26 protein-coding genes and 1 pseudogene are annotated in these 22946 nt (G+C 50.9%); 8 read left to right on the top strand and 19 right to left on the bottom strand.

The window, feature by feature from the left end:
* Positions 1-3: 3 nt before the first annotated feature.
* The 5 genes from QZJ86_RS08915 to QZJ86_RS08895 all read right to left on the bottom strand — a co-directional run bounded on the left by QZJ86_RS08915 (position 4) and on the right by QZJ86_RS08895 (position 2817).
* Entirely contained in the window at positions 4-828 is an 825-nt protein-coding gene (locus QZJ86_RS08915) for an alpha/beta fold hydrolase (protein ID WP_301938276.1), read from the bottom strand.
* Positions 829-941: 113 nt separating this feature from the next.
* Positions 942-1121: a hypothetical protein gene (locus QZJ86_RS08910; RefSeq protein ID WP_301938274.1), complete on the bottom strand. Its 180-nt coding sequence runs from the start codon at positions 1119-1121 to the stop codon at positions 942-944.
* Positions 1118-1618, bottom strand: coding sequence for a signal peptidase II (gene lspA / locus QZJ86_RS08905; protein ID WP_301938272.1), 501 nt, complete (start codon positions 1616-1618; stop codon positions 1118-1120). The genes QZJ86_RS08910 and lspA overlap by 4 nt, the downstream gene beginning before the upstream one ends.
* A 44-nt stretch (positions 1619-1662) precedes the next feature.
* Positions 1663-2076 carry a GFA family protein gene (locus tag QZJ86_RS08900; RefSeq protein WP_301938271.1) on the bottom strand — a complete coding sequence of 138 codons (414 nt, stop codon included), beginning with the start codon at positions 2074-2076 and terminating at the stop codon, positions 1663-1665.
* Between the two features lie 6 nt (positions 2077-2082).
* The gene (locus QZJ86_RS08895) at positions 2083-2817 is read right to left on the bottom strand and encodes a class I SAM-dependent methyltransferase (RefSeq protein ID WP_301938270.1); all 735 of its coding nucleotides are present in this window, start codon (positions 2815-2817) and stop codon (positions 2083-2085) included.
* A gap of 466 nt (positions 2818-3283) precedes the next feature.
* On the opposite strand from QZJ86_RS08895, the gene QZJ86_RS08890 reads away from it, so the two are divergent.
* A complete protein-coding gene (locus tag QZJ86_RS08890; protein WP_301938268.1) occupies positions 3284-3766 on the top strand; it encodes a tyrosine-type recombinase/integrase in 483 nt (160 codons plus the stop codon).
* Positions 3767-4193: 427 nt separating this feature from the next.
* Here the strand turns inward: QZJ86_RS08890 and QZJ86_RS08885 are convergent, their stop codons facing one another.
* Together QZJ86_RS08885 and QZJ86_RS08880 are read right to left on the bottom strand one after the other, a co-directional pair.
* A complete protein-coding gene (locus QZJ86_RS08885; RefSeq protein WP_301938267.1) occupies positions 4194-5603 on the bottom strand; it encodes a Fic family protein in 1410 nt (469 codons plus the stop codon).
* A gap of 310 nt (positions 5604-5913) precedes the next feature.
* Positions 5914-6861, bottom strand: coding sequence for an IS1595 family transposase (locus tag QZJ86_RS08880; protein ID WP_301670921.1), 948 nt, complete (start codon positions 6859-6861; stop codon positions 5914-5916).
* 162 nt (positions 6862-7023) lie between these two features.
* Between QZJ86_RS08880 and QZJ86_RS08875 the strand changes: the two genes are divergently transcribed.
* The 7 genes and pseudogenes from QZJ86_RS08875 to QZJ86_RS08840 all read left to right on the top strand — a co-directional run bounded on the left by QZJ86_RS08875 (position 7024) and on the right by QZJ86_RS08840 (position 10376).
* Positions 7024-8076 carry an IS630 family transposase gene (locus QZJ86_RS08875; protein ID WP_301938265.1) on the top strand — a complete coding sequence of 351 codons (1053 nt, stop codon included), beginning with the start codon at positions 7024-7026 and terminating at the stop codon, positions 8074-8076.
* 31 nt (positions 8077-8107) lie between these two features.
* Entirely contained in the window at positions 8108-8680 is a 573-nt protein-coding gene (locus QZJ86_RS08870) for a transglycosylase SLT domain-containing protein (protein ID WP_301938262.1), read from the top strand.
* Positions 8681-8698: 18 nt separating this feature from the next.
* The gene (locus tag QZJ86_RS08865) at positions 8699-8890 is read left to right on the top strand and encodes a flagellar transcriptional regulator FlhD (RefSeq protein WP_301938260.1); all 192 of its coding nucleotides are present in this window, start codon (positions 8699-8701) and stop codon (positions 8888-8890) included.
* Positions 8887-9399, top strand: coding sequence for a hypothetical protein (locus QZJ86_RS08860; protein WP_301938258.1), 513 nt, complete (start codon positions 8887-8889; stop codon positions 9397-9399). Before QZJ86_RS08865 ends, QZJ86_RS08860 begins: the two co-directional genes overlap by 4 nt.
* A complete protein-coding gene (locus tag QZJ86_RS08855) occupies positions 9392-9628 on the top strand; it encodes a TIGR02450 family Trp-rich protein (RefSeq protein WP_301938256.1) in 237 nt (78 codons plus the stop codon). Before QZJ86_RS08860 ends, QZJ86_RS08855 begins: the two co-directional genes overlap by 8 nt.
* 21 nt (positions 9629-9649) lie before the next feature.
* A pseudogene (locus tag QZJ86_RS21600) lies at positions 9650-10050 on the top strand (SOS response-associated peptidase).
* A gap of 59 nt (positions 10051-10109) precedes the next feature.
* Complete coding sequence (locus QZJ86_RS08840) at positions 10110-10376, top strand: SOS response-associated peptidase family protein (protein WP_301938251.1); 267 nt, start codon at positions 10110-10112, stop codon at positions 10374-10376.
* Between the two features lie 273 nt (positions 10377-10649).
* On the opposite strand, the gene QZJ86_RS08835 is transcribed toward QZJ86_RS08840, so the two are convergent.
* The 12 genes from QZJ86_RS08835 to QZJ86_RS08780 form a co-directional block, all read right to left on the bottom strand.
* Positions 10650-11495, bottom strand: a complete 846-nt coding sequence (locus tag QZJ86_RS08835) for an amidohydrolase family protein (protein WP_301938250.1) — start codon at positions 11493-11495, stop codon at positions 10650-10652.
* Between the two features lie 24 nt (positions 11496-11519).
* Positions 11520-12272 (bottom strand): ATP-binding cassette domain-containing protein, encoded by a 753-nt coding sequence (locus QZJ86_RS08830; protein WP_301938248.1) that lies wholly within the window; start codon positions 12270-12272, stop codon positions 11520-11522.
* Positions 12273-12327: 55 nt separating this feature from the next.
* Entirely contained in the window at positions 12328-13113 is a 786-nt protein-coding gene (locus QZJ86_RS08825) for an ABC transporter permease subunit (protein WP_301938246.1), read from the bottom strand.
* Positions 13110-14267, bottom strand: a complete 1158-nt coding sequence (ssuD, locus tag QZJ86_RS08820; protein ID WP_301938245.1) for an FMNH2-dependent alkanesulfonate monooxygenase — start codon at positions 14265-14267, stop codon at positions 13110-13112. The genes QZJ86_RS08825 and ssuD overlap by 4 nt, the downstream gene beginning before the upstream one ends.
* 113 nt (positions 14268-14380) lie before the next feature.
* Positions 14381-15355 carry a sulfonate ABC transporter substrate-binding protein gene (locus tag QZJ86_RS08815; protein WP_301938244.1) on the bottom strand — a complete coding sequence of 325 codons (975 nt, stop codon included), beginning with the start codon at positions 15353-15355 and terminating at the stop codon, positions 14381-14383.
* A gap of 18 nt (positions 15356-15373) precedes the next feature.
* Entirely contained in the window at positions 15374-15994 is a 621-nt protein-coding gene (gene ssuE, locus QZJ86_RS08810; RefSeq protein WP_301938242.1) for an NADPH-dependent FMN reductase, read from the bottom strand.
* Positions 15985-17226, bottom strand: coding sequence for a hypothetical protein (locus QZJ86_RS08805; protein WP_301938240.1), 1242 nt, complete (start codon positions 17224-17226; stop codon positions 15985-15987). The genes ssuE and QZJ86_RS08805 overlap by 10 nt, the downstream gene beginning before the upstream one ends.
* 222 nt (positions 17227-17448) lie before the next feature.
* Positions 17449-18483, bottom strand: a complete 1035-nt coding sequence (locus tag QZJ86_RS08800; protein WP_301938238.1) for an IS5 family transposase — start codon at positions 18481-18483, stop codon at positions 17449-17451.
* A gap of 144 nt (positions 18484-18627) precedes the next feature.
* The gene (locus QZJ86_RS08795; RefSeq protein WP_301938236.1) at positions 18628-19380 is read right to left on the bottom strand and encodes a GntR family transcriptional regulator; all 753 of its coding nucleotides are present in this window, start codon (positions 19378-19380) and stop codon (positions 18628-18630) included.
* Positions 19381-19809: 429 nt separating this feature from the next.
* The gene (locus QZJ86_RS08790) at positions 19810-19953 is read right to left on the bottom strand and encodes a hypothetical protein (protein WP_301938234.1); all 144 of its coding nucleotides are present in this window, start codon (positions 19951-19953) and stop codon (positions 19810-19812) included.
* A 65-nt stretch (positions 19954-20018) separates the two neighbouring features.
* The gene (locus tag QZJ86_RS08785) at positions 20019-21239 is read right to left on the bottom strand and encodes a sigma-54 interaction domain-containing protein (protein ID WP_301938231.1); all 1221 of its coding nucleotides are present in this window, start codon (positions 21237-21239) and stop codon (positions 20019-20021) included.
* Positions 21240-21403: 164 nt separating this feature from the next.
* Positions 21404-22675, bottom strand: a complete 1272-nt coding sequence (locus QZJ86_RS08780) for a bifunctional O-acetylhomoserine aminocarboxypropyltransferase/cysteine synthase (RefSeq protein WP_301938230.1) — start codon at positions 22673-22675, stop codon at positions 21404-21406.
* Positions 22676-22946 lie beyond the last annotated feature (271 nt).

Raw genomic sequence — 22946 nt, 5'->3', positions numbered from 1 at the left:
TGTTTAACTCAACGTTTTGATCGCTAGGCATATCGTCGGCGCGGCTCGATACAGGCAGGAATAATGGGAAAGTCCGTCCAGTACCGTGTTTTTCGAACAACCAGGCAGCGCCGTTGCCAGAAAATCGGCCATGGCAACCGGCGACCAATTGTCTTCCGCGCCGTGCCAGATATGAGCATCAACGCTGATATCGGCCAGCGTCGCTTTCCAGGGCTGCACGTAGGCGATGACGTCGCGAGCATAGCCTAGCGAATCGCGCTTGAAACAGGTTTTGAGCGTTTGGGTCATGGCGGTCCGAAACGTCTTGTCCTCTGCTAAAACCTTGTCTTCGCCGGCCGCGCTGGAAAACAACATCCGCAACAACAGGCCGGGAAACCTACTCGCTAGCCATCCTTGTACTCGAGCCAGCCACATAAAAGCGGACGGATGATTTTGAGCCAATCGGAAAACGGCGTTTCCCGCCGCCGCGTCGATGAAGTTGCCAGCATCCAGCGGCGCAGCCGCGGAAACCAGATGCAGGCTGCGGACTTTGCCGCTCATCGCGCGGCAGACTTGCAAGGCAATGAAAGCGCCGATCGAAAAGCCGATAAAATCGACGGGGTTAGCGCCAACCTTCTTGGCAATCTCATCGGCTATGCCCTGGTAATAAGCAGCACCTTGCAAACTAGGGGCTATGGTCGAGCGGTCATAACAAATGATGGTCAGCTGATGTTGTTTGCCATGAAGGTCAAAAATTTCGCATTCGTCAGGCGAACCCGGCGTACCGTGGAAATAAATCACCGGCTGGCCGTCGGCGGCGCCGAATTGTCTAAATTCTATTGATGGCATAACGGCGGCATCCTGTGTTTCCAAGGCTCGGCCTGTTCGAGCTGGGCGGCCCGTTGCAACAATAGCCGGTCGTGACCTGTTGCGGCCATGAACTGCAAGCCGTCGTCGCTCCACTACAGCGGCACCGATATGGCCGGTTGGCGGGTGATGTTGGTAATCGGGGTGAACGGCGTTTGTTGCACGGCTTTGGCGATGATCGCATCCAACGATTCGCCGGCCGAAACTTCGCCGGTTTGCAGCAGATGCGCCAGACCCAAGGCATCGTATTGCGGATATTCGCTGAATGGATTCATCGCTCAGACAGCCTTTTGTTAGCGCGGGGCATGCCAGTAAGCAACATCAACGCGCCAGCGACCACGACCACATCGGCCACGTTAAACACACCGGTGCGGATTGGTCCGATGCCCATGTTGACAAAATCCACCACATAGCCGCCGTACATCAATCTATCGATCAGATTGCCCAAGCCACCCGCCAACAACAGCGCATATGCCATGATCCAGGCCGGCGAGGCCGATTTGGAAAACAGGAGGTAACCCAGCAAAGCGAGTAACATTCCGGCTACGCCAAGCGAGAATAAACTCTCTCGGGGGTTTTCCGGAAACGACGAACCCACGCCCAAAAATGCGCCATGGTTATGGGCCATCTGTAAGCGCACCGTATCGCCCCAAAACGACCAGACTTCGGTTTCGGACAATAACGACTGGGCAACTGATTTACTGGCCTGGTCGCAGCCGACGCAAGAAATCAGCACGATAACGATCAAGACCATGCGTTTGGATAGGTTCATTCAATATCCCATGGTTAGCAGTTGAATATGATTTAAAGCTAGCATTATTCACTAGGTGCGGCTTCCGCTGACTGAGGCAGATGGTCGGCGATTGCAAACCACGGCGCTTTTGAGCCAACCATGACGTGGCGCATCGGTTTACAGCCTGGGTCACCATTTACCGTACCCAATGCTAACCCAAAAGCATCTGGAAACGCCTGATCTGCAATGTACTGCAAGGTGGAGCCGCACACCTTGCAAAATGTTCGCCTGACATCAGGGGATGAGCGATACTCTCCCAGTAGGTCACTCCCGTGAATCCATCGAAAATCTTGATATTCTACGTATGCCCAAGTGGCAAATGCCGCGCCTGTCGCTTTTCGGCACATAGCGCAGAGGCAATTGCGGGCAAACCGCAGCGGGTTCGCTATTTCACATTGGACGGCACCGCATAGGCAACCGCCTGTTAATTTACTCATGATGATTTACCTAGACACTGCCTTAATCGCTATTATGGTAGTCATTCGGTTGACGACTTCGTTAAACGCCATCCTCAAGCCACAGTCGGCAAGGATTTTCACAACGTCGTTTGGTGAAACACGGACTTTATAATAGGAACTCACTTTTTGCTGCCAGCCGTTTTCCGTTTTAACCTGCAACAAATCCGTCACCCGCACCCTGTCTGCTTCATAATCCAAACAGCACGTCAGAATTTTTGTGTCGTCACTTTTTACGGGGATGAAGCGCTGATCGCCCGAGAGTGCCGTTGAATAATCTCGAAAAGATAAGATCAGTTTTCCGCCTTCGATTAATGATTCGCAGCAATCGATAACGAATTGCCTAATATCGTCCAAACTTTCAAGATGTGTCAGTGTGTCGCCCCAGCAAATAATCAGCTCAGGTTTGGGATCAGCATATTTTTTTACCAGACGAATATCGTCATTAAAGCCGGTAACGGAAAGTCTCTGCGTATTGTCGATTAACTCGGACAAAAGCTGTTTGTTAAAATCAATCGCTTTTACCGTATATCCCAATTTTGCCAGGGAAACACTTTGTATACCATGCCCTGCCCCTAGATCTAAGGCGATTGAAGTGCTATGTGGCAATAGGCCGCTGGCTTCCAAGAAGTGTTGATGTTCTTTTTGCCTGGCATCGAAGTCTCCAACCATCCATGCATAAAAACCGCCAAGATGCCGGTCATAGTGTTCTTTTGCGGTCATGCTATTTCCCTGTAGTTTTTCATTTGTTCAATGCTATATACGTCGTGAAGTTTGCCAGGGACAGGGCAGCGGTTTAAACCGGACAAAAAGATCATCCCATTCAGGGTCGTACTGATGAACGACCTTCGCTATGCCGTAAAGCCTCAGTACCGTCAAAGGCGCAAATAGGGTGGTCATTCGCGGGGCTTGCTGGATATGTGCCGAGGTTTCGTTACCACTACCCCTGGTGTTTTGCCACGCGACCCGGTTCGGACCCAGCACCCTGAGGGAGTCCATGCCCTTGGGCGAAATATTTACTCGGCTGTGTCGGCCGCCATCCCGACGAAAAACAGTTTCTGTACGCTGATAAAGTGGATATATTTGGCGGATAGTTCGTTGAAGCACTTGCCCATGGCTGTCTCTGTGGTTTGAATGGCTAACGGTTGGATTGGGTCATATTAACAAATTGTTCGAGCAGTTGCGGCAGTTGCAACATATCATCGAATGCAATATTGCCCGCAGTCTGATACGAAGTGGTCACTCCGGTTTGTACCGAAGGCTCAATAATGCCACCGCCAATCGGATTCTTTCGCTGATTCGAGCGATTTTGAATCGAGCAAAAGACGAATGGGGATGGATTGATAGCGTGCCCAACTTTCGTTTTTTACCAGAGCCGAACGAGCGAATCCGATGGCTAACGCATGACGAAGCTCGCAGGCTTTTGACTGAACTGCCAAGCCACCTGGAAGCTATGGCGAGATTTTCGCTGGCAACCGGATTGAGTGAGGCAAACGTAACCGGCTTACGATGGGCGAAAATCGACATGAAGCGTGAGTGCGCATGGGTTGAGGCGCATCAAGCGAAATCCGGTAAGCAAGGCCGGAGGGAATGCCTGGAGAAAGGCGTTAAAACGGGCCGGTACGAGGATTTCCGCTGGCATGATTTTGCGTCATACTTGGGCAAGTTATGACATGGTTTTGAAGTGCGCGCATCTATCAAGCGAACACCTGAAAGCCCGCGCCGGCAACTCTGTTTTGCAAACTTGCAAGGTAATCGAGTTAGATAAATTCAGGAAAGCCGTTTGAATAAATGGTACAAATTTGACACATCGATAAATTTGCACCAACAAAAACAAACTCAACCTATTGATTTAATTGGTCGGAACGACAGGATTTGAACCTGCGACCCCTTGTTCCCAGTCAAATAGAGTTTTTTATCAATCAATAAAATCAACAACTTGCAGATCTCGCAATTTAAAACCCTACTACAGTTACACCAATATCAACGTTATTTATATGTTGCAGTACTACGATTTTACTACACCACTGCTACACCGAAGCATATTACAAATTAGGCTCCAGGAACCACTGATGGTAACGATCCAGTGCTGAAATAGATTATTCCACATGGTCTGTTTGGTATTTTTCCCGCCATACTGAAAACTCCAGAGGACGCAGTCCAAAACGAATTGCATTTCCCGCATGTAAGTTTTTAAGTTCGTTTTGAATCAAAATGGCAAAACGTTCCCTATCGTCTGGCGATACTGAATCCGGAATGCCTGACATGATCGATGCTGCATCTGTCGCCAGTCCATCCCGGACAATGGCTCTTATAACCTCGGCCAGTTCGTTTCGGTAACGTAATCTAACGATGTCCGGCGGCACGAGCTGCTGTTGCACGGCGACGTATTGCTGACAGGAACGCTCGTACGCCCAGATATAGACATCTCTCAACAATTCAATTCGATTCAGCTCATAGACACCGAGGACCGCGTCCACGTAAGCCTGTTGAGGCACATCGATAAAGGACAGTGGACAAAGATTGTGTTGAATCAGCGGGATATTGGCCGCCAACCGCGAAACCCGTTTGTTGACGTCTTCGAAAGGCTGCAAGTAGGGCAAATGCACCATCAGGAAAAACGATTGTTCAAACGGATCGGCGATTTCCGCCGCCATGGTCATGACAATCCCGAACAACTCTTCAATCCGTTGCGGCATCGCAATAGGCAAATATACACTACCCCCAATTTCGACCGCCCGATTACGCAGGCGACCACAACTCATCGGGTCCGCCAACAAACCATCCGATAAAAAAGCATGTAAGGCAACAATGGTTTCGGCCGTAACGCCGGCATGCTCGGTATCCCGTACCAAGTATTCAATGGCCGACTTGTGATTGAGGATCATCTGGGTTTCCATGACATCCTTGCCTTCAGCCGCCTGACCGAACTCAATCAAGCGTTCAGTATCCAGTCGACTGTAGGTATTGCCTTCCAAGCGGGAAGAAGCCCAAGAAAGGTCGATGAGCAGGCGATTCAGAATGTCACGGGCAAACGTTCCTGCCGGGGTTCGCTCAGACGGCGACCTGCCCAAGGTATGTAATTGTTCGCGTAAACCAGCTGATAAGTAATAGGTGTGGTTTGGATAGTACTTCCCCAGGAAATCCGGTTGGTAGCTGACGGGAGGCCGTTGAGTTCGTGGTTGACGAATAAAGAACTTGATCTCTTCGCCTTCTGGCGAAATGGGAATGTAAACTTCGTCAACGCCATGCCGGTTTGAGTCATCCACACCATCAACTGTGGCGATACCCGTACCAGGCTTTACGACTTTATACTTCAGTGCTCGTCCATCGCCTTCACTAACAATGCGACGCTCTGCCACCAATGTGGCCAATCGACGTTGTAAAGTGCGGCCCTTAATTTCGAAATCTAGCCATTGCGCAATGTCTTTCGCGCCAATACCTTCGGGATATTGAGCAATCAGCTTTTCGATTCGTTCCAGCTCTTCTGATGGGACTATTTTTGGCATGATTTGATTTTTGGTGTCGCGATTGACTTTATTGTGCCATTTAATATGTCACCAAACAAAAAATCGCGCCATAAAAATATTCTTGGTGGTACACATAAACCTCAGCCACCATCTACCCACCCAAGTCATCACATTCCTTCCGATCATAAGATCAAGTAAAAAAGCAGGGCAAAACTCAGAGGATCGGCGAAAAACAGCTAAAAGAGAGGTTTTTCAAACATATAGAATTTTTGGCAACGTCGTAAACTCGCATCAAGACCATTACGGCGAGCTTGCGATGTGCAATATTCCTTCAAAAAATCTTACCTGATTACCCATAAGCCTCAGCTAATTTGAGCAAACGGCCCGGCATGGGTGGAGAATTAGCCGCAGCGATGAGAAACCGCGGCATTATGGTTTGCAGATCGAATCTGCGATTAAAACGATAACAAAACTCGGCCAGATAGCGGGGTAAATGCTTGGACTGAATGGCATGGTAAGTGCCATTGATGGAGCGCTTCACGTTACCGATCATGGTATTGACCCAGGCGAATTCTTCTTTCGTCACGCTGTCAGGACCACCGCCGGTGACAATGGAGTAATGGTGACAACCGTGATCGAGCACGGCGGAAAAGCAAGCTAAGCCGTCCGAGTACACCAGACTACCCGGCTGAAGATGATGGCCGGCCCAGCGCTTGATTTCGCTGTTGCGGAAGCCTTTGACGACATTCAAGTTCATCGCGATAGGATGGTGTTCCTTGTTCAGCGCCACCGCCGCGACAAAAGGCGTCTTGTTTTCCGAACCTCGCCCGCGTTTGCCACCCCGATGCTCGCCGCCCCAGTAAACGTCATCGAGTTGAATAATGCCGGTCAGCGGTTTGCGATCATCGCGCTCTTTCATTGCCTGCATGATCTTGTGCTTGAGGCTCCAGGCGGTGTTGTAGGAAACGCCGATTTGCCGCTTCAAGGCTAAAGCCGACAAACTGGTTTTGGCTTGAGTCAGCAGATGAATCGCCAGAAACCACACGGTGAGCGGCAACTTGGTTTGTTCGAACAGCGTACCGCTGATCAACGAGGTTTGGTGATGGCACGTCGTGCACTGATACAAATTGCGAGTCTTGATCACGCTATAGCGGCGGCGACCGCAGCCTGGGCATTGAAACCCGGATGGCCATCGCGCCTGAAATAGCCCTGCGGCACACTGGCTTTCAGTACCGTAGCGATTCATGAAATCCGTCAGGCTAAAGCCTTTTTGAAATTGGATCGGATTCTTTTTCATGCCACGATCTCCTGTCAGTTCATAGCTTTCATTGGACTAGCAGGATGCTCGTAAGTTGCTGAGGGTCGTGGGTAATCAGGAAATCTTAAGCTTCAGTTTCCATTTCAAAACGTTATTATTAATCCGGCCTACAAATACCCTGTAATTTGATAAAATAAGCGCATGGACAAACATAAAATTGATGCGCGAAAATTAACGGTTGAAGGGCGAGTGTTGTTGCGCCAAATGGTGATTCGTTTACGCAAGCAGTCCGGCATGAGCCTGAAAGAGTTAGCGGCGGTTGCCGGGGTTCACCATCGAACCATTGAAGAGTGGCTGGCTCGAGCCCGTAAAGGAGGCGAAGGCGCTTTGCAGGAAAAAAGCCGAGGACGTCGGTTGGGCAGTGGGCGCAAGCTGACGATGGCGGACGAATGCTGGTTGCGTGACCAAATCGTGGGTGAATGCCCGCAGCAACTGAAACTGCCGTTTGCCTTATGGACGCGACCTGCGATCAAGGCGCTCATCCGGGAGCGCTTTGGGGTAGAGATGCAGGATCGTCTGGTTGGTAAATATCTCAAGCGTTGGGGCTTTACCCCGCAACGGCCGATCAAGCGCGCCCTGGAGCAAGATCCTGTCAAAGTCGCTACCTGGTTAGAGCAGACCTACCCTCAGGTGTTGGCTAGAGCCAAAGCCGAAAACGCCACGATATTATGGGGCGATGAGACCGCCGTTAAAGAAGACGCGCATTGGATTCGAGGCTATGCCCCCAAAGGCCAGACACCGGTACTGAAGACGTCGACGCGTTGGCACAAACTATCGATGATTTCAGCGATTTCCGCCCGGGGGGAACTGGCTTTCCAAATCGTCGAAGGTTCGATTAATACCGCGCGATTTCTGGAATTTCTCTCCCGCTTGATCGAAGGCGCGCCCCGCAAAATCTTTCTGGTGGTCGATAACCTGCGTGTCCACCATGCCAAACAAGTCAGCGAATGGTTACAGGACAAGCAAGAGCGGATTGAGTTGGTGTTTCTGCCGCCGTATGCGCCGGAATCGAATCCTGATGAATATCTCAATCGGGACTTCAAGACAGCACTCCGCAGTGGGTCGGTCAGCCAAAATACCGCAGAGTTGCTTGAAAAAGCGCTGGCGTTCATGAGTCGTATTGCAACCCTACCGAATCATGTCGCCTCTTACTTTAAACACCCTGCTGCGATATACGCAGCCCAGGGTATTTAGGGGCCGGGTTAATAAGCATCTTCGGATTGGCATGATTGGCGGCTTTTGTATCATCAGCCAACCCATGGAATCAATGGCTGATGGAGCCATTCAAATAAACAGCAGCAACCAACAGTCTCCTGGTTCAAAAACCACATTACGGAACACGCTGTGGGGCCAAGTTGCTCGGAGACATGGCATTGACCCCTACATTCTCTATGCCGTTGCGCTCACCGAATCGCGAAAAAACGATGACCAGAATAAAGTCATACCCTCGCCCTGGGCCATCAATAACGCTGGCAACGCCTATATTCCTGGCAGCCAGCAGGAAGCCGAAGCATTGCTCAATCAATTGATGGATCAAGGTAAACGCAATATCGACGTTGGCATGATGCAAGTCAATCTTCGGTGGCATGGCCACCGTGTTGCGAAACCAGAGCAACTCTTGATACCAAGCACCAATCTCGAAATCGGTGCAAGTGTACTCTCCGAGGCCATCCAATCAGTGTCTGGCAATCTTGCACATGGCATAGGCCGATATTTCAGTTGGAAAAATGAGCCGGCAGCCATCCAGTACGGACGGAAAGTTGTTGCCCTGGCAAATCAAATTCGCGCAATTCTTTAGCCAATCGAGGATGGCAGAATGGATGAGAATCTCTACAAACTCAATCTCGACTACCTCATTGTCGCTCAATCCTTAATTTTTTCCGGCAGCGAACAGAAAGCCATGTTCTGCTTAGGCTTAACGACCGAAGCGGTTTCGTTACTCCGAAAGATGCCACTCGCACAATTAAAAAGCTTGGCTAGAAGCAGGATCAACTGTTACCGAGGTTGACCTGGGCAAACGATCTGGATTTTGGTGCGCAGGAAAATCTGTACGGTCTCTACAGCAACCAGCGCGATGCCCAAAAAGCCTTACGCAATCTGGCCGAACAACACCAGCTTTGCCTGGGTGTACTGGGGCTTGAAAAAATCGGCAGAGGAAAACCGTGTTTTGCGCATCAGCTTAAATGCTGCCGTGGTGCCTGTGTCGGCAAAGAATCCGGCTTGGAACACGCCACGCGCTTACTGACCGCCATGAGCAAACTCAAACTGGCCAGTTGGCCCTATCCCGGCGCCATCGGCATTCGCGAGGAAGACGATTTGCATGTGATTGATCTCTGGTGTTATCTGGGCACGGCGCGCAGTGATGACGAAGTCCACGTATTGTTTGAACAAGGCAGACCGGCATTTGATCGCGATACCTATATGACCTTGGTCAAGGCGTTAAAGAAAACTCAGGTCGTGCATTTAGGTTCAAAGCTACTCCATGAAACCATCCGCAGGAGACATTCCGATGCCTGATTCAACTGCACGTCGCTTGAACCCGAAAAAATTGCTGTTGAGCAAATGGACTGCCGTAATGCCCAAAAACAAGGAAAAGCATTTTCTGGTGACCCAGTTGATCACACCTGAAACGCCCGATGCGCCGATAGAACACATCGAGATGGAAGCGATCTACTCGCGCCGCAGCTTTATCCTGCCGTGGCGAGACCTGACGGATACTGGACAATGGTTACAAGGTTGGCAGTAAGTCAGGCCGGGATAGAAATTCATGTGCGGACGATTTCAGCTAACAGCATCACCTGAAGAGATTGCCGAGCATTTCCAGCTGTCGCGCCTGCCAAAATACCAGTCCAGCTACAACATTACCCCGGCACGGAAAATCCTCTGTATTGTCGAGTTGGAGGACAAATCGCTAAAAGCGGTGAATCTGTTCTGGGCTTGGTGCCGTCCTGGTCTAAAGACACAAAAAACAGCCAACATCTGATCAATGCTCGTGCCGAAACCATTCGGGAAAAGCCATCCTTCAGGGTAGCATTTCAAAAACGCCGCTGCCTGATCGTCGCACAAGGTTTTTACGAATGGCAAAAGTTGGAATCCGACAAGCAAGCTTTCCATATCCATCGTCAGGACAATCAGTTATTCGCCTTTGCCGAGGCCTGGGAGCATTAGCAGCAGTTAGAACAAGCGCTGTTTCCTGTTCGATAATCACCACGGCAGCAGGTGAATTGATGAGACCGATACATGAGCGTATGCCGGTGATTATTTCGCCCAATGACTATCATCAATGGTTGGACAAAGACGAAGATGGAAATCAAGCCTACAATCTAATCGATAACGTTGCTTATGCGGAGATGACAAGTTACGACCCTTTGCCCGCCGGTCGCGTTTCTCCAAACCAGCCAGTCAGCCCATCCAGATTCTGCAAACTGGGGGGCTACAAAGCAGCCGTTGGCGATCTCAACCAAACGGTCATTTTGCGACATTCAGGTGGCTGAAAAAATAAGTTCACCTGAGGCTGGTTTTGGTTGCGAAGCTGACTTCCATGTTTATATCTGTTCGGTAAAAGCATGGAGTTCAGTTCACATTCCGACCTCTCCAACAATTATCAAAGCCCAACTGGTATCAGTTGGGCTTTTTTATTGCCTGTTGATGTGGGTTTAAGGGGGGCAGCGGGCGGGGGCAAACGTTATGAATTTTTTTAATATCAGAGGGTATTGTCAATTTGGCTCAAAGAATTGGGCGCAAGAGAAAGTTTCGACCTAATCCGCCTATAGATCGAGTTTCAGTAATCGGTTGGCATTTTTAAATAACACGTTTTCCAACACTTGCTCTTGAAAACCCAGATTTAAAAAGTCTTCAACGGTCTGGCCCATGGCGCGGAAAGGATAAGAGCTGCCGAATAACAACTGGTCGCGCAGAAAGCCATTGGCCGCCTCAACGTACAAATGACTACCTGGAAGAAAAATGTACATATCCGGCACTAAATGCACATTATCATAGCGAAACGCCACGCCGATGATCTCGTTCACATAAGGGTAAAAACCGTGATAGCAGACAATCGGTAACTGCGGAAACGCTCGGGCAACCCGGCCTACCGCTTCCGGTCTGGCGTAGTTTAGGTCAGGGATGGTCGGACCCGACATCAAAAACACCGGCACCTTCAGCTGAGCGCAGGCATCGTAGATCGGAAACAGCGCCGGGTCGTCGGCGTGTAGCGGCGGATTGCCGAATCCCGGTTCGATATTGACGCCCAGCAATCCAAGTTGCTTAACTGCGCGTTCGAGTTCGGCCAAAGCGTCTGATTTTTGCGGATCGACCGAAGCGATGCCTATTAACTCCGGGTGCGGTGCGGTGATTTCCAAAATCCGATCATTGGCAATCGTCAGATTCGGCGTATCTCGGCCGACCACGACGGACGCGGTAATGCCCACTTCGCGGATTTCATCAACAAATGCCTCGACGTTAACCGAACGAGTGAAATGCTCATCAGTTTTCGAGCCCACGCGCCGGTTCAACCATTTGGCGACTTCGTATTCGTTCGTGCCTGGCGTCGCGCCGTAAAAATCATGCAAAAAAGCCGGGCGGCTGCGCATGTCCACTATTTTTCTAGTCATTGATGTCTCAATTCAGTAAGGGATTTAAATTTCTGGTTTAGTCAACACGCGGTTCAGAATTTCTTCTTCCAGCTGTATCCATTTCGGATGGTCGCGATGGCGTGGGCGTGGTAGATCGACCTTAATATCCATGTCGATCTTGCCGCCGTCGAGCAGAATCACCCGGTCGGCCAGGGTAATGGCCTCGGAAATGTCGTGGGTCACCAAAATCGCGGTGAAGCCGGTTTCCAGCCAGATCTTTTCGATCAAGCGCTGCATTTCGATGCGGGTCAGCGCGTCCAGCGCACCAAGCGGTTCGTCCAGCAATAGCAAGCGCGGTTCGTGGACCAGGGCTCGAGCCAGCGCCACGCGCTGGCGTTGTCCGCCGGAAAGTACCGACGGCCATTCCTGGGCTTTGGATTCCAGACCGACATGCTGCAAGGCGTCCTGTGCCCTGTCTTTGCGTTGACCACACAACCCTAGGCAAACGTTATCGAGCACCTTTTTCCAGGGCAAAAGGCGCGCTTCCTGAAACATTACGCGGGCATCGCCGTTGAGCCGGCGATGAACCTGGTTGTCGTAGTAAACGGCGCCGCTATCCGGCTGATCCAATCCGGAAATCAGCCGCAACAAAGTGCTCTTGCCGCAACCGCTGCGACCGACGATGGCGACGAAACTGCCCGGCTCAATCTCCAGGTTCAGATTCTCCAGAACGGTGAGAGCGCCGAAGTTTTTACTGACACTTTCCAGTTTCAGTGCAAGATTGGATGAGGTCTTTAAAAATGCTTGGGTTGCCACGGGATAATCTTCAGCGTTGGTTATAAAAGGTCTCTATGGTTTTCAAGTGTTCGACTTAGCGGCACCTGAACCCCGGATGCCATTGCAAAATGCGCCGTTCCAAAAAATGCACCGAGGTATCCGCCAGTTTGCCGAGTAAGGCATAGATCAGAATCGCTAATACCACGACGTCGGTCTGCATGAATTCCCTGGCGTTCATCGCCATTTGGCCGATGCCGGAGGTGGTGGCAATGGTTTCGGCGACGATCAGGGTCAGCCACATCAATCCCAGCGAATATCTCAGCCCCACCAAAATGGAGGGCAAGGCGCCGGGAAAAATGATCTGGCTGAACAATTGCCATGGCGTCAAGCCGTACACCCGACCCATTTCGATCAATTGCGGATCGGTGGTTTTGATGCCGTGGTAGGTGTTGGCATAGATCGGGAAAAACACCCCCAAGGTTACCAGGAACACCTTGCCGGCTTCTCCGATGCCGAACCAGATGATGACCAGTGGAATCAAGGCCAGATGTGGGACGTTCCGGATCATTTGTACCGTGGTATCCAGAAAGCGTTCGGCGGTCCGGAACAGGCCGTTGAACAGTCCCAGCAAAAAGCCGATGCTGCCGCCGACCAATAAGCCCCAGACGGCGCGCTCGGCACTGGCGGCGATGTTGTCCGCCAGTGCGCCGGATAGCGTCAAGTCGATCGCGGCGCGCACGATGTCCATCGGTGCGGGCAAGATCTGCGACGACAGCCAACCGTTTTCGGCAGCGACTACCCAGGCGGCGATCAGCAAAGCCGGCAACAGCCAGCCCGATAGCCCTGAAAGCCACTTGGGTATGGAAACAGCCGTGTTCATGATGCTGCCGCTAATTTCGTTGCCACATCAACATGGCCGGTATCACCTACCGGACTCATGTAAACCACGGCGTTGTCGTTGCGTTTTTTGCTGCCAACCGGCAACAGCGGGAACAGCAATTCGGCGACGCGGTAGGCTTCTTCCAGATGCGGGTAACCCGACAGCACGAAGTTGTCGATGCCCAGGTCCGCATATTCCTGAAGCCTGGCGGCCACGGTTTCAGGTGAACCGACCAGCGCCGTACCGGCTCCGCCGCGCACCAGGCCGACGCCCGCCCACAGATTCGGCGAGACTTCCAAGGCTTCGCGGCTTCTCGATGCGCCCCATTGAGTCAGTTCCGCCATCCTGCGTTGCCCCACGGAATCGGAGCGCTTGAAGGCTTGCTGGGCTTTGGCGATCGCATCGGCGTCGATGTATTTGATCAAGTCATCGGCGGCGGCCCAGGCTTCCTCGTCGGTTTCCCGCACGATGATATGCAGCCGCAAACCGAATTGCAAGCTACGGCCTTTGTTTTCCGCGCGTTGCTGGACATCGGTGATTTTTTCCGCCACTTGCGCCGGTGGCTCGCCCCAGCTCAGATAGACGTCCATTTCGCCAGCGGCAAACTCGTGCGCGGCATCTGACGAGCCACCGAAATACAAAGGTGGATGCGGCTTTTGCACCGGCGGAAACAGAAGTTTGCCGCCTTCGACCCGCGTGTGCTTGCCTTCAAAGTCGACAGTGTTACCAGCCAGCAATTCACGCCAAATGTGCAGAAATTCCTCGGCATATTGGTAACGGTCGTCATGGGATTGGAAGATACCGTCGCCGGCCAGTTCAGCGGAGTCGCCGCCGACCACCACGTTCAGCAATAAGCGGCCGTCGGAAAACCGATCCAGAGTCGACGTCATCCGTGCCGCCGCTGCGGGCGTCAGCAGGCCTGGGCGCAAGGCTACCAAAAATTTCAGGCGCTTGGTCAGGGCGACCAGCGAAGAAGCGACGATCCAGGCATCTTCGCAGGTTCGACCAGTCGGAATCAGCACGCCTTCGTAACCTAGTTCGTCGACGGCACGGGCAATTTGGGACAAATATTGTTGGTCCGCCGGCCGCGCATGTTTGCTAGCGCCTAAATAACGTCCATCACCTTGGGTGGGTAAAAACCAGAAAATTTTCATGATACTTTTGCTCCTAATCGGAAGAGTGGTTTCGGCTTTCTCGTCGGCATAAGCCTTGGTTGTCTTTTTGAAGCTCCGGCATTCAAGCTCATGAATCCCGGGCTATTGGGCAGTTATTTGACTTTGGGCCGCCAAACCGCATCCTCAACCTTGATGGCCTTGGGCAGTAATTTGATGTCCAGTAAGGTGTCGGCAATTTTTTGTTGGGCGGCAATCACGTCTGCGGTCAGATGTTCCGGACCGTAGTTGCTGCGGCGCAGGGCTTTTTCCAAAATCTTGGCATCGACGCCGACATGGACAGCCAGTTTCTCGGCGGCTTCGGTGGGATTATTCTTAACCCAAGCATCGGTTTTACGTACTTCCTCGAGAATGATTTCGACCAACTCTGGATATTTTTCGACGAATTCGCGCCTTGAACTGTAAAACGCATAGTTGTTGACGATGCCTTCGCCGTTGGTCAGAGTCCTCGTGCCTAACTGCACTTCGGCGGCCGCGTAGAAATAGTCCCAAATCGACCAGGCCGCCACATCGCCGCGTTCGAGCGCGGCTCTGGCATCGGCCGGCGCCAGATAGGCCACCTCGATGTCGTTCAGCGTCAAACCGGCATTGGCCAAGGCTTGAATCAGGAAATAGTGCGCGTTCGAGCCTTTGGCGGTCGCGACTTTTTTACCTTTTAAATCGGCGACACTTTTGACCTCGGAATCCGCCTTCACGACCAGGCCTTCGCCCTGCGGCGAGGCGGGTTCATTGGCGACGTAAACCAACGGCGAACCTTTGGCAGCTTGCGCAAAAACCGGCGGCGTTTCACCGGTCACCGCAAAATCCAGGTTGTTGGTATTCAGGGCTTCCAGCATCGGCGGACCAAATTGAAACTCCGCCCATTTGACAGCAACGCCTTTGTCTTGCAGGCGTTTTTCCAGTTCGCCGGTCGATTTGAGGATGATCAGCGGGCCGTATTTTTGGTAGCCCAGGCTTATTTCTTTTGGCCAGGCTTCACTTTCGGCAAAAGCGTTATTGGCAATAACGGCCGCCAAAACAACGGCCGTTTTCAGCAAACGATTCAAGGTCGGAAAAGGTTTTTTAGTCATAAAATGCTCCAGATTAGATTAATAAACTTCTGCTTCGATTTCGGGTTGCGAGGCGGCGAGCGTCACGGAAGACACTAACAAACTAACTTGTTCACCAAGCCGTTGTTCGGTTTCGTCGTCCAGCGACAACAGGCCGAATTGATCTCTTTTCGCCCTATCATCCGAAACGAAGAAACCATTCAATATTTGCGTGGCTCCCAACGCCGACAACACCGGTTTCAATGCATAGTCGATCGCCAATAAATGCTTGTCGGAGCCGGCGGTCATGATCGGCAATACCGTTTTTCCGGCCAGCGATTTTTGCGGCAGTAAGTCCAAAAATGCCTTTAAAACACCACTATAGGCGGCCTTGTAAACGGGGGTCGCGATCACGACACCCGTTGCACGTTCAATGTGCTCCGTTACATTTTTTAGAGTTTGGCTATCCTGGGCCGGGCCAAAAATCAGTTCCTCGGGGGATAAATCTTTTACCGAGATTAGTTTGGTGGTGAAGCCGATTTCCTCCAAATGCAGAAAAACCTTTCTGATTAATTCCGTGGATTTAGATTTGTCGGAGGGGCTACCCGCTATAGCGACGATATGTGTCATGGAATATCCTGATTTTGTTGGTTTTGAATAACGGTTAATAGTTACAGCCAATATTGGGCGCCGACGTAAACTTGAGTGTCGTTAACATCGAAATCGTGTTGAACCCGAACATTGGTATCAATATGTCCGAAGCGTTTGATATAACCCATATTTCCGCTAATACCCGATTGGTTTGTTGTTGCCAGCGTACTTCGATAAGGCTTAGCACCATTGGGATTGCTAATGCCGCCACCGATGAATATCGAGTTAAGGAAATTATCAACACCAAAGAATTGGGCCGCAAATACGTTGGCTTCGAAGGTTTCCGTGCGAGGGGAACCGGCGGCAACGCTGGTGTTGATATAACGGAAATTGAGTAATCCACCCAATTCCCACGTTTCCGCGCGCCGATTAAATGTTGGATCAGTCGCGGTATTGAAGTAGCCCAGCGGATTGGCGAATTGCATGCCGGTGGGTCCCATCGCCCGGCCCAAGGTTGCTTCTTGGCTTAAGAAGCCTTTGCTAAAGCCCAACGAACCGCTCACCATTAATGTTTTGTCAGCGCCTATTTTGCCGATACTGTTATCGATATATAAAACTTCGATGGCCGGACGCAGCATTTCGGTTATCTGCGGAGCTACATACTTAAAAGCACTACGCCATTGCTCTCCGTCATTGCCATAAGTGGCCATCCACTCCTTGTTATAGACGGCGACATAGCCGCCGCCAGAATCTTTGCCTGCAAAATTCTGCCATTGGGTCGAAACGATATATTTAATATCCTGCCACTGGTTTTGATAGGAAACCTTGGCAAATTTGGCGTCTTGAACGCTCTGGCTTTTATCGGCGAAGCCACCTCCAAATCCCAGTCCATTCGGCAAGCGATATTCGCCTTGAACTTCGGTGGAAATACGGTCGCCTTGAAGTACCTGCTGCGCACCGACAAACAATTCACCTAACTCTGGCTTGGTCAGTAATGGCCGGGCATAGCCACCATAATAATTGAGGTTCTGACCGCCTGTTTCCGAGACAAAAGAACCACCGCCGCCTTTAAATACCGGCGTCCATAGAATGTCGTTAAACGAAAAATCGCCGTTGGCATAACGATTAAAGTTGGAATCGAATTTTCCACCTTTAAAATAGGGCGATTGAGTGTAATCGTCATCTGCATTTGCCATAGTTTGTGCAAGCAGCATCGATACGGCTAATATGCCTTTATATGCTTTTTCACAATTTGGTTTGTTGGAAGTTGTTACAGCCGATTTTATTGGTAAATCAAACTTCCCATGCTTATTATTAGGCACAGTTAAATACTCCTTTTTTTTTAATAAACCTCCGGTTGTCCAGTCAGTTTTTTATATTGAAATTAATTGGGGACCTCGAAATACCGGCAAAATAGCCTAGAAATCTGTATCTAAGTTACCCCTCAAACCAGCCAGCTGATTTGGCGCCTTATTTTCGCCCTGTTTGGGGCGGTTTTTATCCTGAAATCGCCATTTTTGATGATTTCAGGCGGACGATGCCTGTCAGAAGGCAAAAGCAGGCTTAATACCGCAGGTCTTTAAACTGCAGAGGCGACGCAAATTATAAGTGGCCACCTTGAAGTTCAGTTGTAACGTGGCGCGAGCTAGCCCAACACTTCGCAAGCCTTTGCCGCCCATCTGTTCCAAACTGGCAAACACATGCTCAACTCGGGCACGGGTCTTGGCAATCCGCGTATTGCGCCGCTTTTGGCAGTCGGATAGCGGTTTGCCTTTGGCCGCCTTGCGTTGGATATGCACCCGAAGACCTGACGCTTTGATTCGCGCTTCACGTTCTTTGTCCACATAGCCTTTGTCAGCATACAGTTCGCGGCCGGTATTAAAAGTGTCCAGCACCTCATCCAGATGCAAGGTATCGTGCTCGCTGGCCGTGCTGACTTTAACTTTACGAACCAGTTTGTATCGCTTATCCACGTTGGCTGACAACTTGTATCCGAAGTACGATTTGCCATGCTTTTTTGTCCACATCGCATCGATGTCTTTTTGCCGACGCTTGGCAGGTGACCAGTCGATAGGCATGGCCTGCTCTTCGATCAGGGCTTTCTCGCCTTTAGGCCGATGCTGCTTGGGCGCGGGCACGATGCTGGCATCAATCATTTGGCCACCACGCGCCAGATAGCCGTGCTTATCTAATTCCCGATTCGCGGCTTCAAAGATCGTTTCACTGGCTCCCGCCGCCATCAGTCGCTCACGGAATGTCCAGAACGTGGTGCGATCGGGGATCTGGCTGCTGTGCCTTAGCCCGGCAAACCGTTGGAAACTCAAACGATCCAGCAATTGAAATTCCAGTTGTTCGTCGCTGAGGTTATACAGCTGCTGCAATAACAACGTACGAACCATGATTTCGGTCGGAAACGGCGGACGACCGCCGCGCTCCCGACTGGGTCGGGGTGCCGCTGCATCAATCGCAGCTGCTAAGGCGGCGAAATCGACATGCTGTTCCAGGATTTGAAGAACATCACCTAACTTGTTCAGCTTGGTTTCTCGTTCTTCGGCAGCAAACAGGCTTTCTTTGATCATGGGCTTTAGAATCCGCTGGATGATGATGCGACTATGTTCTCTTGGGGGCAGGTTTTTCGAGGTGCCCAATTGTCTAGCTATGACACGATTGATTCGAGTTAACCATGTCATGTAATCCCGTTCCGTCGAATTGGACCGGGCAATTTATCGGGTAATACGTAATCGGAATTGAAAGTTGTCGGCACGACAAAATAAGTATTCGAAATTCAATGGCGCGCCATCTTCTGTATGCGAAAGCCGTTCGACTCGTAAAATCGGCGAAGCCTCGGCTATTTGCAATAATTCTGCTGTTTCCGTATCTGCCAGTACTGCGTCAATCGCTAGGTCAGCGAATCCAAGTGGAATGCCGTAGTCATTTTCCTGAATCAAAAATATATCGCGGCTGGCAAGATCTTCTTTGGCGAGTCGTTCGCCAATACTGCTATTCACATAAAAAATATCGAACGAAATCGGTTCGCGATTGAGGTGGCGCACACGTCGCACTTCCGTGATTGAGCTACCCTCCGCCACCGCCAGTCGTTGTGCCATCTCCGCCGATGCCGGTAAAAAAGTAATACCAACCAATCGGTTATAGATTTCATGACCATGCTGTGACATCGCTTCCGCAAAGCCCTGCAACCGCGTCAACGATTGAAACGGTTTGGGCTTGGAAGCAAACATGCCTTTACCGGCTACCTTGAATAGCAAGCCTTCTTTTTCCAACTCACCCAACGCCTGACGCACCGTTATTCGGCTAACGCCATAACTCTTGATCAAGTCGCTCTCCGACGGTAAACGTTGATGCGGCTGGTAAGTGCCGGTAACAATCATGGTACGTAGCTCATCCCGGATACGTGCGTACAAAGGGCCAGGTGCCGACTGAAAAGAATTCGAAGTGGGTGTCACAGGTGTTGTCACGATATAACTCGTCATAACAGGTTATTAATGAAATGACGTTTGCGATATCCGTGCCACTTTATTTTTAAACTAATTTTTTATTATAAAATCTTTAATTTTCAAATGCTTATTAACATAATTGACGACATAAGGAATTAGACCATTTCCTTAGGAAATGCCTAGCCTGTTGCTTTATCAGCATAAAGTGTTGATAGGCTGCTGATAATTCAACAACTTACTTGATTGGTATTTACAACATCCCCACAGCGCGAATGCCCCATGGCGAAGTCCATGATTGCTGCAGAAACCGAATCCCCCGGAGGTTCTCGAAGGCTCCAACTTTTGAAAAATTGGGTTATGAAAGAGAAAAGCACGAAGCAAAACTCGAAAACGAGCTGTTCGCATAGCGCGGGAGTATCAAAGCGAATAAGGTTCGGAATGGGCCGTCATTCAATCGATTTCGGCCAAGTTTGCCTGTAGGCCGAGACAATCACAAACTGCCAGTGGAAGGCCATCTCGTTTCGCCCGATCGATGGCTTGCTCTTTAAATTGAAGGGTGTAGCGATTGCGTTGGGTGAATTTGTTCGTTTTCATAAGACGCCTCAGGGTCAGAGAAAAATCTCTTAACTGGGTGTCTGTGAAATCTGGGCAAGATCAAATCAAAAGCCCCAGCATTCTTGCGACGATTCGGCTAAAAAATCCTCATTGTATTCTTCATCCTTTGGAAAAAAGTCACGCACGATAATGGGAGATCCACCCGTACTCTGCGGCAATACAGGATGAGATTTTTCAGTTCCCTGCTCCCCTGCTGTCAGGATGTGGTGCTGAATCAATCTAGCCCGAACCACATGTCGGCTCAGCCCAAGCAATCTTGCTGTTGCCAATTGGTTTCGGTCGGTATGCATATAAGCCACTTGTAACAATGCTTGTTCGGCACGAGCATACAAATCAGGATAGCCTTGCTCACATAAAACCTGAAAAGCACTGACTAATCTCTCAAAATCCCCAGTATCAGAGTCTGCCGATTTAGGAAAACTTGGCAATTGAGAGAGATTTAAATCCGTTGGTTTAATGGTAAGGTCACGGGCTACCAATAAGGCATGATGGATAACATTTTCCAGTTCGCGGATGTTACCGGGCCAAGTATGCGATAACAAAATTTGCTTTGCAGTTGGAGCAATAGTAGCCTTCGGACAACCGAGTCGCTGACCATAAACTTTTAAAAAATGCTCGGCTAGGGGCAAGATATCCCCGATACGTTGCCGCAATGGCAATAAATTCAATGCAGCCACATTCAGGCGATAGTACAAATCCTCGCGAAACCGGCCGGCCATGACTGCTTCCTCTAACTTGACGTTGGTTGCTGCAATCAATCGCACGTCTATGGGTATTGCCTTGCGAGAGCCAACCCGAACCACCTCTCGTTCCTGCAAAACCCGTAATAATTTTACTTGCATCGACTGCGGCAGATCACCAATCTCATCCAAAAAAAGCGTGCCGCCCGAAGCAGCCTCAAACCAACCCTGTTTGGTCGTCATCGCGCCGGTAAAAGCCCCTTTTTCATGGCCGAACAGCTCGCTTTCAATCAATGTTTCCGGTAAGGCACAGCAATTAACCGCTAGAAAGGGCCCGTTGCGCTTTGCACTCAGTTCATGTATGTGACGAGCGACCAGTTCTTTCCCTGTACCGGTTTCGCCAATGATAAGAGCATTCAACTCACTGGGTGCAATACGTTTGATTCTGTCAAGTAACTCTTTGGATTTTGGATCTTCGAAAACGAGAGCCGATGCCCGAATTGAGAGAGCCATCTCGGTGGGATTAGGAAAAGCAAGTAAATGCATAAGTAAAAACATATCCTTTGAAGTTACGTTAGCCGTCAAGATAACATGCTTTAAAAAACTTATAAAACGATTAAGAACAATATGTTTATGCCTAAATGTAATAATTCGGGTTGTCGGGTTTCGCAAAAATTAACGGCTTTCAGGACAAGCAGATCCTGGCTTGTTGACCCCGGATCTGCCAAGTGCGGAATAATCCTCCGGCGTCAAACCACCTCGAGCGCCTGTTCCAGATCCGCGACAATGTCGTCGCCGTGTTCTATCCCTATCGATAAACGCACCATGTCCTCGGTGACGCCAGCCTTGAGCAGTTCTTCAGAAGACAATTGCCGATGCGTGGTCGATGCCGGGTGGCAAGCCAGCGATTTGGCATCGCCGATATTCACGAGCCGGGTGAACAGTTTTAGCGCATCCTGAAAATGCTCTCCCGCCTTACGGCCGCCTTTCAAGCCAAAAGTCAGAATGCCGGACGCGCGTCCGCCCATGTATTTATCGACCAACGCTTTATCCGGATGATCTTCGAGCCCAGCGTAGTTGACCCATTCCACCTTGTCGTGGTTTTGCAGGTATCGCGCCACCTTGACGGCGTTTTCAGAGATCCTGTCCATGCGCAGCGCCAGGGTTTCTATGCCTTGCAGGATCAAAAACGCGTTGAAGGGCGAAAGGGCAGCACCGGTATTGCGTAACGGCACGACTCGGGCCCGGCCGATGTAAGCGGCAGGTCCCAGGGCTTCGGTGTAAACGACACCATGATAGGACACGTCGGGCTCGTTCAGACGAGGAAAACGCGCTTTATGTTCGGCCCAAGGAAATTTGCCGCTATCGACGATCACGCCGCCGATGCTGTTACCATGACCGCCCAGATATTTGGTGAGCGCGTGCACGACAATATCGGCGCCGTGCTCGATCGGACGGCAAAGATAAGGCGACGGCACCGTGTTGTCGACAATCAGCGGCACGCCGTGGCGGTGGGCAATGGCGGCCAGCCGTTCAAAATCGGTCACGTTCCCGAGCGGGTTGCCGACCGATTCGCAGAAAATCGCCTTGGTTTTGCCGTCAATCAGCGCCTCGAAAGCTTCGGGATCGCGATAATCGGCAAAACGCACATCGATGCCGTATTGCGGCAGGGTATGGGCAAAGAGATTGTAAGTGCCGCCGTACAGCGTGGCGGCTGAGACGATGTTGTCGCCGGCTTCGGCGATGGTCATGATCGCGTAGGTAATCGCCGCCATGCCGGAGGCCAGCGCCAGCCCGGCGATTCCGCCTTCCAAGGCGGCCACGCGCTTTTCGAGCACGTCCGAAGTCGGGTTCATGATACGGGTATAGATATTTCCGGCCACTTTCAAATCGAAGAGATCGGCGCCATGCTGGGTATCGTCAAAGGCGTAAGACGTGGTCTGATAAATGGGCACGGCCACGGCTTTGGTGGTCGGGTCGGGGCTGTAGCCACCGTGTATAGCAATCGTTTCTAGTTTCATGGGTTTTAAAGTTGGTTGACGAGGTTGATAGAGTCTGTAAAGGGTCAGGTTTTAGGTTTCTATTACGGGCTTGAGGGGAACAAGCGATGTCATCGTCAGCCTCGGCTCGGCCTCTGCTCATCCGGCCTTGGCTTGCAACTCGACTTTTCCGGTATCGCCCACGAGGCTTAAATGGAATATCGATCTGGCGCGTGTTTTTTCAGGCGCTTTTGCAACCGGTAACAGGGGAACAGCAATTCGGCGACACGGGTAGGCTTCTTCCAGGTGCGGG

This window comes from Methylomonas montana (assembly GCF_030490285.1).
Classification (GTDB): Bacteria; Pseudomonadota; Gammaproteobacteria; order Methylococcales; family Methylomonadaceae; genus Methylomonas; species Methylomonas montana.
This window is presented reverse-complemented; position numbering and strand designations above follow the sequence as displayed.

Bases quoted from the DNA above. Each gene is read 5' to 3' on its own strand.
- QZJ86_RS08915 (WP_301938276.1), bottom strand. From the start codon at position 828: ATGCCATCAATAGAATTTAGACAATTCGGCGCCGCCGACGGCCAGCCG.
- QZJ86_RS08910 (WP_301938274.1), bottom strand. From the start codon at position 1,121: ATGAATCCATTCAGCGAATATCCGCAATACGATGCCTTGGGTCTGGCG.
- lspA (WP_301938272.1), bottom strand. From the start codon at position 1,618: ATGAACCTATCCAAACGCATGGTCTTGATCGTTATCGTGCTGATTTCT.
- QZJ86_RS08900 (WP_301938271.1), bottom strand. From the start codon at position 2,076: ATGAGTAAATTAACAGGCGGTTGCCTATGCGGTGCCGTCCAATGTGAA.
- QZJ86_RS08895 (WP_301938270.1), bottom strand. From the start codon at position 2,817: ATGACCGCAAAAGAACACTATGACCGGCATCTTGGCGGTTTTTATGCA.
- QZJ86_RS08885 (WP_301938267.1), bottom strand. From the start codon at position 5,603: ATGCCAAAAATAGTCCCATCAGAAGAGCTGGAACGAATCGAAAAGCTG.
- QZJ86_RS08880 (WP_301670921.1), bottom strand. From the start codon at position 6,861: ATGAAAAAGAATCCGATCCAATTTCAAAAAGGCTTTAGCCTGACGGAT.
- QZJ86_RS08875 (WP_301938265.1), top strand. From the start codon at position 7,024: ATGGACAAACATAAAATTGATGCGCGAAAATTAACGGTTGAAGGGCGA.
- QZJ86_RS08870 (WP_301938262.1), top strand. From the start codon at position 8,108: ATGATTGGCGGCTTTTGTATCATCAGCCAACCCATGGAATCAATGGCT.
- QZJ86_RS08865 (WP_301938260.1), top strand. From the start codon at position 8,699: ATGGATGAGAATCTCTACAAACTCAATCTCGACTACCTCATTGTCGCT.
- QZJ86_RS08855 (WP_301938256.1), top strand. From the start codon at position 9,392: ATGCCTGATTCAACTGCACGTCGCTTGAACCCGAAAAAATTGCTGTTG.
- QZJ86_RS08840 (WP_301938251.1), top strand. From the start codon at position 10,110: ATGAGACCGATACATGAGCGTATGCCGGTGATTATTTCGCCCAATGAC.
- QZJ86_RS08835 (WP_301938250.1), bottom strand. From the start codon at position 11,495: ATGACTAGAAAAATAGTGGACATGCGCAGCCGCCCGGCTTTTTTGCAT.
- QZJ86_RS08825 (WP_301938246.1), bottom strand. From the start codon at position 13,113: ATGAACACGGCTGTTTCCATACCCAAGTGGCTTTCAGGGCTATCGGGC.
- ssuD (WP_301938245.1), bottom strand. From the start codon at position 14,267: ATGAAAATTTTCTGGTTTTTACCCACCCAAGGTGATGGACGTTATTTA.
- QZJ86_RS08815 (WP_301938244.1), bottom strand. From the start codon at position 15,355: ATGACTAAAAAACCTTTTCCGACCTTGAATCGTTTGCTGAAAACGGCC.
- QZJ86_RS08800 (WP_301938238.1), bottom strand. From the start codon at position 18,483: ATGATCAAAGAAAGCCTGTTTGCTGCCGAAGAACGAGAAACCAAGCTG.
- QZJ86_RS08790 (WP_301938234.1), bottom strand. From the start codon at position 19,953: ATGAAAACGAACAAATTCACCCAACGCAATCGCTACACCCTTCAATTT.
- QZJ86_RS08780 (WP_301938230.1), bottom strand. From the start codon at position 22,675: ATGAAACTAGAAACGATTGCTATACACGGTGGCTACAGCCCCGACCCG.